Here is an 8,797-nt window from a genome sequence, read left to right as displayed (position 1 = left end):
TGGACGGGGCTCGAACCCGCGACCCCCGGCGTGACAGGCCGGTATTCTAACCAACTGAACTACCACTCCTGGCAGGCGGCTTTCGTTCTCTCGAACCAAGTGCCACGACTTGTGCCTACTTGCCTTGCGGCTTGTTTGGCGACCCTACGGGGATTCGAACCCCGGTACTCACCGTGAAAGGGTGATGTCCTAGGCCTCTAGACGATAGGGTCATAACCTGGACGGAAGCCTCGCATTGTATCAGCGGCAGTGTCTGCTTTTCCTGCCGTCGCCACCATGCGCGACTTCGAATCTGTGGTGGAGGTAAGCGGGATCGAACCGCTGACCTCTTGCATGCCATGCAAGCGCTCTCCCAGCTGAGCTATACCCCCACAGGGTTCGCTGTTCCGTTTCGCTGATCACTCAGCGTTGCGTCCTAGCGAGCCTCGCATTATATGCCAGAAATTCATGCTTTCTGAAGTCGCTCGAGCACAAGTTCACGCGACTGCAGTTCGAGCACCGCATCGAGCGACGGCGTCTGCGCCGTGCCCATCACCAGCACACGCACCGGCATGGCCAGTTGCGGCATCTTCAGGCCGTGCGCAGCGAGTACCTGCTTGAGCGCGCCCGAGATGGCGGGTTTGTCCCACGCGGGCAGTGCGGCCAGCGCCGCGGCGAGCGCGGCCACGGCAGGCTTCACGGCCTCGGTGATGTGCTGCGCGCGCTCTTGCTCGCTCGGGCTCACGTCGGCGTAGAAGGCCGCGGCCCAGTCGGCCAGTGCCACGGTGGTGTCGCAGCGGTCCTTGAACAGCGCGCAGATGCGCGGCAGGCGCTCGTCGGCCACCAGGCCGCGCTTCTTCAGCTGCTCGGCCACCAGTGGCGCGAGCGCTTCGTCGGCCATGGCCTTGAGGTGCTGGGCGTTGACCCAGCGCAGCTTGGCCTCGTCGAACTGCGCGGCGCTGCGGCCGAGGTGGTCGAGGTCGAACCACTCGAGGAACTGCGCGCGGCTGAAGATTTCGTCGTCGCCGTGGCTCCAACCCAGGCGCGCCAGGTAGTTCACCATCGCGTCGGGCAGGTAGCCTTCGTCGCGGTACTGGGTGACGGGCTTGGCGCCGTTGCGCTTGCTCATCTTCTCGCCCTGCTCGTTGAGCACGGTGGGCAAGTGGGCGTACACCGGTGGCTCCTGGCCGAGGGCGCGGAAGATGTTGATCTGGCGCGGCGTGTTGTTCACGTGGTCGTCGCCGCGGATCACGTGGGTGATGGCCATGTCGATGTCGTCCACCACCACGCAGAAGTTGTAGGTGGGCGTGCCATCGGGGCGTGCGATCACGAGGTCGTCGAGTTCGTCGTTGCGGATCTCGATGCGGCCCTTGACCTTGTCGTCCCAGGCCACCACGCCGCCCTGCGGGTTCTTGAAGCGCAGCACGGGCTTCACGCCCTCGGGCACGGGCGGCAGGGTCTTGCCGGCCTCGGGGCGCCAGGTGCCGTCGTAGCGCGGCTTTTCCTTGGCGGCCATCTGGCGCTCGCGCAGGGCGTCGAGCTCCGCCACGCTCATGTAGCAGGGGTAGACCAGGCCCTGCGCCTGCATCTTCGCCAGCACCTGCTTGTAGCGGTCCATGCGCTGCATTTGGTAGAAGGGCCCGTCGTCGGGGTCGAGGCCCAGCCAGGCCATGCCTTCCAGGATCACGTCGACCGCGGCCTGCGAGGAACGCTCCAGGTCGGTGTCCTCGATGCGCAGGATGAAGTCACCCTGCTGCGAGCGCGCGAAGGCCCAGGGGTACAGGGCCGAGCGGATGTTGCCGAGGTGAATGAAGCCGGTCGGCGACGGCGCGAAACGGGTGCGGACTTTCACGGGAGGGTGTCGAGGCCGCGCGAGAGGTCGGCCTGCATGTCGTTGATGTGTTCGAGGCCCACGGCCACGCGGATCAGGCCCTGGCCGATGCCGGCCGCCTGGCGCTGCGCTTCGGTGAGGCGGCCGTGCGAGGTGCTCGCGGGGTGCGCGCACAGGGTCTTGGTGTCGCCCAGGTTGGTGGACAGCGAGAGCACGCGCAGCGAATCGAGCACGTGGAAGGCGCGCTGGCGGGCCTGTTCGGGGTTGGCGGCCTTCACGTCGAAGGACAGCACCGCACCACCGATGCCGCTCTGCTGCTTCATGGCCAGCGCGTGCTGCGGGTGGCTGGGCAGGCCGGGGTTGTGCACGCGCGCCACCGCGGGGTGCGCCTCCAGCCAGCGGCCCAACGCGAGCGCGTTGGCGCTTTGCGCGCGCAGGCGGATGTCCAGCGTCTCCAATCCCTTGAGCATGACCCAGGCATTGAAGGGCGCGAGCGTCATGCCCGCGCTCTTCATGATGGGCAGGAACTTCTCGGTGACCAGGGCCTGGCTGGCGCACAGCGCACCGGCCATGACGCGGCCCTGGCCGTCGAGGTACTTGGTGCCCGAGTGCATGACGATGTCGGCGCCGAAATCCATGGGGCGCTGCAGCGCGGGCGTGGCGAAGCAGTTGTCCACGCAGAGCAGCGCGCCGGCGTTGTGCGCCAGATCGGCCAGGGCCTGGATGTCGCAGACCTCGGTGAGCGGGTTGGTGGGCGTCTCGGCGAACAGCAGCTTGGTGGAGGGGCGCAGCGCGGCCTTCCAGGCGCCCACGTCGGTCTGCGGCACGAAGCTCGACTCGACGCCGAACTTCGCCAGGTCGCTGCCGATGAGCTTGATGGTCGAGCCGAACATGGACTGCGAACACACCACGTGGTCGCCCGCCTTGAGCAGGCCCAGGCACATGAGCAGGATGGCCGACATGCCCGAGGCCGTGCCCATGGCCGCCTCGCTGCCTTCCAGCGCGGCGAGGCGGCGCTCGAAGCTGGTGACCGTGGGGTTGCCGTAGCGGCCATAGGTGAAGCCTTCTTCGTCGCCCGCGAAGCGGCGGGCCGAGGACTCGGCCGAGGACTGCACGTAGCCGCTGGTGAGGTACAGCGCCTCGGAGTTCTCGCCATAGGGGCTTCGATCGACGGCCTCGCGCACCGCCAGGGTGTCGCGGTGCAGGGTTTTTCTCAGCGCGTCGTCCAACTCAGGCCTCCTGGGCGTTCGGCAATGCCAGACGGGAGGTGTCTTCTTCGCCCTCCTCGCTTTGCGGGCGGCCCTGGTTGAGCCGTTCGATGTCCTGCGGCGTGATGTCGCCGGTGACGTAGACGCCGTCGAAGCAGGAGGCGTCGAAACCGTCGAGCTGGGCGTTGAGCGAGCCCACGGCCTGCTTCATGCCGTCCACGTCCTGGTAGATCAGGGCGTCGCAGCCGATGATTTCGCGCACTTCCTCCACCGACCGGCCGTGCGCCACGAGTTCGCCCGGCGTGGGCATGTCGATGCCATAGACGTTGGGGAAGCGCACCGGCGGCGCGGCGCTGGCCAGGTAGACCTTGCGCGCGCCGGCGTCGCGCGCCATCTGCACGATCTCGCGGCTGGTGGTGCCGCGCACGATGGAGTCGTCCACCAGCAGCACGTTGCGGCCCTTGAACTCGCTGCCGATGACATTGAGCTTCTGGCGCACCGACTTCTTGCGCACGGCCTGGCCCGGCATGATGAAGGTGCGGCCCACGTAGCGGTTCTTCACGAAGCCTTCGCGGTACGGCAGGCCCAGCAGGCGCGCCAGCTCCATCGCGCTCGGGCGCGAGGACTCGGGGATGGGGATCACCACGTCGATCTCGTTCGGCGGCACGGTGGAGATGACGCGCTTGGCCAGCGTGGTCCCCAGGTTCAGGCGCGCCTGGTAGACCGAGATGCCGTTCATGACGGAGTCGGGCCGCGCCAGGTAGACGTATTCGAAGATGCAGGGTTTGAGCACGGCGCCGGGCGCGCAGCGCTCGGCGTGCATCTCACCCTCGAGGCTGACGTAGACCGCCTCGCCCGGCAGCACGTCGCGCTCGAAGTGGAAACCCGTGCCTTCGAGGGTCACCGATTCGCTGGCCACCATCACGCTGCCGTCCTGGCGGCCGATGCACAGCGGGCGGATGCCGTAGGGATCGCGAAAGGCCAGCAGGCCGTGGCCCGCGATCAGGGCCACCACCGCGTAGGAGCCTTTCACGCGCGCGTGCACGCCGCGCACGGCCGCGAACACGTCGGCCGGCTTGAGCGGCTCGCCGCGCGTGCACTTCTCCAGCTCGTGCGCCAGCACGTTGAGCAGCACCTCGGAGTCGCTCTCGGTGTTGATGTGGCGGTGGTCGGTCTGAAACAGCTCCTGCTTGAGCGCCTGGGCGTTCGTGAGGTTGCCGTTGTGCACCAGCACCAGGCCGAAGGGCGCGTTCACGTAGAAGGGCTGGGCCTCTTCCTCGCTGTAGGCGTTGCCGGCCGTGGGGTAGCGCGCCTGGCCCAGGCCGCAGTTGCCCGGCAGGGCGCGCATGTTGCGGGTGCGGAAGATGTCACGCACCATGCCCTTGGCCTTGTGCATGAAGAACTTGCGGCCCTGCTGGGTGACGATGCCCGCGGCGTCCTGACCGCGGTGCTGCAGCAGCAGCAGCGCGTCGTAGATGAGCTGGTTCACCGGGGTCTGGCTGACGACGCCGACGATTCCACACATGATGGTGTCCTTGGGTTCAGAAGTTCAGGGGATGTAGCGCGCGAACGGGTCGGGCAGCAGGGGCTTGGCCTGGCGCAACGCGCCGCTCAGTGCGTTGGCGGTGGGCGAGTCCTGCCACCAGGCGGCCGATTGCATCTGCGTCATGGCAATGACCAGCGCCACGGCGAGCAGGATGACCAGGCCCCGCAACAGGCCGAAGGCGCCGCCCAGGACGCGGTCGACCGGGCGCAGGCCCACGGTGTTGATCAATTTCTGCACCAGCCAGGCCAGCACGCCGCCGAGAAAAGCGACGGCGATGAAGACCAGCGCAAAGCCGATGGCCAGTTGCAGCGGCGGCGCGACCTTGTCGATCGGCAGCCACGGCACGACATCGTCGGCGAAGGCCTGGGCGCACAGGAAGGCGGCCACCCAGCCCAGCACCGACAGCACCTCGAACATGAGCCCGCGCCACAGGCCCAGCAGCACCGACAGCAGCAGCAAGGTGAGCAGCACCCAGTCGGTCAGCAGCATGGCGCCCCTCCGTTCAGAGGGTCAGGATGGCGGCCGGCAGGCCCAGGGACTTGACGCGGGCGGCGGCCTTCTCGGCCTCGGCGCGGCTGTCGAAGGGGCCCACCCGCACGCGCACGCGCTTGCCATCCGCCGTCTGGGCCACGTTCACGTAGGTCTTGAGGCCGGCGCGCTCGAGCTTCTGGCGTGTTTCGCGGGCGCGGGCCTCGTCGGCGAAAGCGCCCACCTGCACCACCACGCGCTCGGTCGCGGCGGCGGTGGCGGGCGGGGTCTGGCCGCGCAAGATGGCCTGGGCGCGCGCGGCGTCGGCGGCATCGCGTTTCGGCGGCTCGGGCGCCGGAGCCGGAGCCGGAGCCGGAGCCGGAGCCGGCGCAGGACTGGGGACGGGCGCGGGCGCCGGACTGGGCGCAGGGGCTGACGAGGGGGCGGGCGTCGGCAAGGGGGCCGGGGCCGGCGAAGGGCTGGGCGCGGGGGCGGGCCGGGTCGTGCTGGCCAGGGGCGGCGCGGCATCGCGGCCGGGGATGTCGATCGGAATATCCACCGCGATCGGGCGCGGCTGGCTGTCGAACAGCAGCGGAAAACCGATGACGCCGGCGGCCACCAGGATGCTGGCGCCGATGAGCCGGTGGCGCGCCCGGCGACGCACCGCTTCGATGGTGGGTGGCGATGCGTTGGCGCCGCCCTGGGAGCCGGAGCGTGAGCTGATCATGGGGTCGCGAGGGCCTTGGTCGGCACGGTTCAGGCGGCGAGGTGCGGCGCCGCGAGCTTCGGCAATCCGTCCTGCAGCACACCACCGACGGTGTAGAACGAGCCAAAGACGAGGATTCTATCAGCGGGGTCCGCCGCGCCCAGGGCCGCGGCCAATGCCTCGCGCGGGTCGCGGTGCAGGCTGGCGTCGCGTCCCCCGGGTCCTTTCAGACCCTCCACCAGGGGCTTGAGGTCGGCGGCCCGGCTGGCCCGTGGCAGGGGCAGGTCGGTCAGGTACCAGCGGTCGATCAGCGGCGCGATGCGCGCCAGCATGGTGCCGAGGTCCTTGTCGGCCATGGCGCCGAACACGGCGTGCGTGCGCGGGTAGAAGCCCATGGCGTCGAGGTTGGCGGCCAGCGCGGCCACCGAATGCGGGTTGTGCGCCACGTCCAGCACCAGCGCGGGCCGGCCGGGCACGATCTGGAAACGCCCCGGCAGTTCGACCAGCACGAAGCCGGTGCGCACGGCCTGGGCCGTGACCGGCAGGCGAGCGCGCAGGGCCTCGATGGCGGCCAGCGCGCCGGCCGCGTTGAGCAGCTGGTTGGCGCCGCGCAGCGCCGGGTAGGCCAGGCCGCTGTAGCGGCGCCCGCCGCGCGAGGGGTGCATGGCCCAGCCCCACTGCTGCTGGTCGCCCGCGACGTGGAAGTCGACGCCCACGCGCCAGAGCTCGGCGTCGATCTCGCGCGCGTGGTCGATCAGGCTCTGCGGCGGCGCCGGGTCGCTCACCACGGCGGGGCGGCCGGTGCGCATGATGCCGGCCTTCTCGCGGCCGATGCTCTCGCGGTCGGGGCCGAGCAGGGCCATGTGGTCGAGGTCGATGCTGGTGATGACCGCGCAGTCGGCGTCGAGGATGTTGACCGCGTCGAGCCGGCCGCCCAGGCCGACCTCCAGGATGGCCACGTCCACCGCCTCGCGCGCGATGGTGCGCAGGATGGCCAGGGTGGTGAATTCGAAATAGGTCAGGCTCACCTCGGGCTCGCCGCCCTGCCCGCGCCGCGCCACGTCCACCTCGGCCATGGCGGGCACCAGCGTGTCGGCCGACACCACCTCGCCCGCGATGCGGCAGCGCTCCTCGAAATGCACCAGGTGCGGCGAGCTGTAGACGCCCGTGCGATAGCCCGACTGGGTGTAGATGGACTCCAGCATGGCGCAGGTGCTGCCCTTGCCGTTGGTGCCGGCCACGGTGATCACCGGGCAGCTCAGTTGCAGGCCCATGCGCCGCGCCACGGTCGTCACGCGCTCCAGGCCCATGTCTATGGCCTGCGGGTGCAGGCGCTCGGCGTGGGCCAGCCAGTCGGCCAGCGTCACGGGGTGGTCGGGAACGGGGATCTCAAGCATCTCGCGATTGTCCCACCCGCCCCCTGGCCCGACATGGCTGACGGACAATCCCGCCCATGATCACGCTGCATGGCATTCCGAACTGCGACACGGTGAAGAAGGCGCGCGCCTGGCTGGACGCCAACGGCCGCGAACACCATTTCCACGATTTCAAGAAGCAGGGCGTGCCCGAGGCCGGGCTGGACGCCTGGCTGGCCAGCGCGGGCTGGGAAACCCTGGTGAACCGCAAGGGCACCACCTGGCGCCGGCTCGACGAGGCCACGCGCGCCGCCGTGGTGGACAGCGCCAGCGCGCGCCGCCTGCTGCTCGAGCAGCCCAGCCTGATCAAGCGGCCCGTGGTGCTGTGGAGCGACGGCGCCATCACCGTGGGCTTCGACCCGACTGACTGGGCCGCCCGGCGCTGAGCCGCGGCCGGCCCCCCCGACCGCCCTCCCGGGGCCGCGACCTAAAATCGCGGCTTTGCCTTCATCACGCCCTCCAGCACCATGACCACCACCCAGATCAGCGGCGTCACCGTCGCCACCCAGGCCAACGTCTACTTCGACGGCAAATGCGTGAGCCACAGCCTCACCCTGGCCGACGGCACGAAACAATCGGTGGGCGTGATCCTGCCCGCCACGCTGACCTTCAACACCGGCGCGCCCGAGGTCATGGAATGCGTGGCCGGTGGCTGCGAATACCTGCTGGCCGGCAGCAGCACCTGGGTGAAAAACGGCCCGGGCGAGCAGTTCAGCGTGCCCGGCAACAGCAGCTTCCAGATCCGCGTGAGCGAGGCCTACCACTACATCTGCCGTTTCGGCTGAGCCACCACAGGACACCGACATGGCCACCATCCTGCAACACCTGCCCACGCAACAGAAAGTCGGCATCGCCTTCTCCGGCGGCCTGGACACCAGCGCCGCCCTGCTGTGGATGAAGAAGAAGGGCGCCCTGCCCTATGCCTACACGGCCAACCTGGGCCAGCCCGACGAGGACGACTACGAGGCCATCCCGCGCAAGGCCATGGCCTATGGTGCCGAGAAGGCCCGCCTGATCGACTGCCGCCTGCAGCTGGCGCACGAGGGCATCGCCGCGCTGCAGTGCGGTGCCTTCCACATCAGCACGGCCGGCATCACCTACTTCAACACCACCCCACTGGGCCGCGCCGTCACCGGCACCATGCTGGTGGCCGCCATGAAGGAAGACGACGTCCACATCTGGGGCGATGGCTCCACCTTCAAGGGCAACGACATCGAGCGCTTCTACCGCTACGGCCTGCTCACCAACCCCAGCCTCAAGATCTACAAGCCCTGGCTGGACCAGCGCTTCATCGACGAACTCGGTGGCCGCAAGGAGATGAGCGAATTCCTCATCGCCAACGGCTTCGACTACAAGATGAGCGTGGAGAAGGCCTACAGCACCGACAGCAACATGCTCGGCGCCACGCACGAGGCCAAGGACCTGGAGCACCTGAACTCGGGCATCCGCATCGTCAACCCCATCATGGGCGTGCCCTTCTGGCGCGAGGACTGCGTGGTCAAGCCCGAAGAGGTGACGGTGCGTTTCGAGGACGGCCAGCCCGTGGCCCTCAATGGCCAGAGCTTCGCCAGCCCGGTCGACCTCATCATGAAGGCCAATGAGATCGGCGGGCGCCACGGCCTGGGCATGAGCGACCAGATCGAG

At 69.1% G+C, this 8,797-nt stretch carries 9 protein-coding genes and 2 tRNA genes; 3 read left to right on the top strand and 8 right to left on the bottom strand.

What is annotated here, in order from left to right:
* Window positions 1-136: 136 nt before the first annotated feature.
* The 8 genes from BGO22_RS15235 to folC form a co-directional block, all read right to left on the bottom strand.
* Window positions 137-212: transfer RNA gene (locus tag BGO22_RS15235), tRNA-Glu, on the bottom strand.
* Between the two features lie 83 nt (window positions 213-295).
* Window positions 296-371: transfer RNA gene (locus tag BGO22_RS15230), tRNA-Ala, on the bottom strand.
* Window positions 372-445: 74 nt separating this feature from the next.
* Window positions 446-1,831 (bottom strand): glutamate--tRNA ligase, encoded by a 1,386-nt coding sequence (gene gltX, locus BGO22_RS15225; protein WP_286851549.1) that lies wholly within the window; start codon window positions 1,829-1,831, stop codon window positions 446-448.
* Entirely contained in the window at window positions 1,828-3,039 is a 1,212-nt protein-coding gene (locus BGO22_RS15220) for an O-succinylhomoserine sulfhydrylase (RefSeq protein ID WP_204744400.1), read from the bottom strand. Before BGO22_RS15220 ends, gltX begins: the two co-directional genes overlap by 4 nt.
* A gap of 1 nt (window position 3,040) precedes the next feature.
* On the bottom strand, window positions 3,041-4,543 hold the full coding sequence (purF, locus tag BGO22_RS15215) for an amidophosphoribosyltransferase (RefSeq protein ID WP_070398906.1): 1,503 nt from the start codon (window positions 4,541-4,543) through the stop codon (window positions 3,041-3,043).
* Between the two features lie 24 nt (window positions 4,544-4,567).
* Window positions 4,568-5,053 (bottom strand): CvpA family protein, encoded by a 486-nt coding sequence (locus BGO22_RS15210; RefSeq protein WP_070398907.1) that lies wholly within the window; start codon window positions 5,051-5,053, stop codon window positions 4,568-4,570.
* A 13-nt stretch (window positions 5,054-5,066) separates the two neighbouring features.
* The gene (locus tag BGO22_RS15205; protein ID WP_070398908.1) at window positions 5,067-5,759 is read right to left on the bottom strand and encodes an SPOR domain-containing protein; all 693 of its coding nucleotides are present in this window, start codon (window positions 5,757-5,759) and stop codon (window positions 5,067-5,069) included.
* A gap of 29 nt (window positions 5,760-5,788) precedes the next feature.
* On the bottom strand, window positions 5,789-7,135 hold the full coding sequence (folC, locus tag BGO22_RS15200) for a bifunctional tetrahydrofolate synthase/dihydrofolate synthase (RefSeq protein ID WP_070398909.1): 1,347 nt from the start codon (window positions 7,133-7,135) through the stop codon (window positions 5,789-5,791).
* Window positions 7,136-7,191: 56 nt separating this feature from the next.
* Between folC and BGO22_RS15195 the strand changes: the two genes are divergently transcribed.
* The 3 genes from BGO22_RS15195 to argG form a co-directional block, all read left to right on the top strand.
* Window positions 7,192-7,539: an ArsC family reductase gene (locus BGO22_RS15195; RefSeq protein ID WP_070398910.1), complete on the top strand. Its 348-nt coding sequence runs from the start codon at window positions 7,192-7,194 to the stop codon at window positions 7,537-7,539.
* An 81-nt stretch (window positions 7,540-7,620) separates the two neighbouring features.
* On the top strand, window positions 7,621-7,938 hold the full coding sequence (ppnP, locus tag BGO22_RS15190; RefSeq protein ID WP_070398911.1) for a pyrimidine/purine nucleoside phosphorylase: 318 nt from the start codon (window positions 7,621-7,623) through the stop codon (window positions 7,936-7,938).
* 19 nt (window positions 7,939-7,957) lie between these two features.
* Window positions 7,958-8,797, top strand: an 840-nt coding sequence (argG, locus tag BGO22_RS15185; protein WP_286851546.1) for an argininosuccinate synthase, incomplete at its 3' end; no start/stop codon positions are given.

Source organism: Hydrogenophaga sp. 70-12 (assembly GCF_001897365.1).
Taxonomy (GTDB): Bacteria; Pseudomonadota; Gammaproteobacteria; order Burkholderiales; family Burkholderiaceae_C; genus Hydrogenophaga; species Hydrogenophaga borbori.
This window is presented reverse-complemented; position numbering and strand designations above follow the sequence as displayed.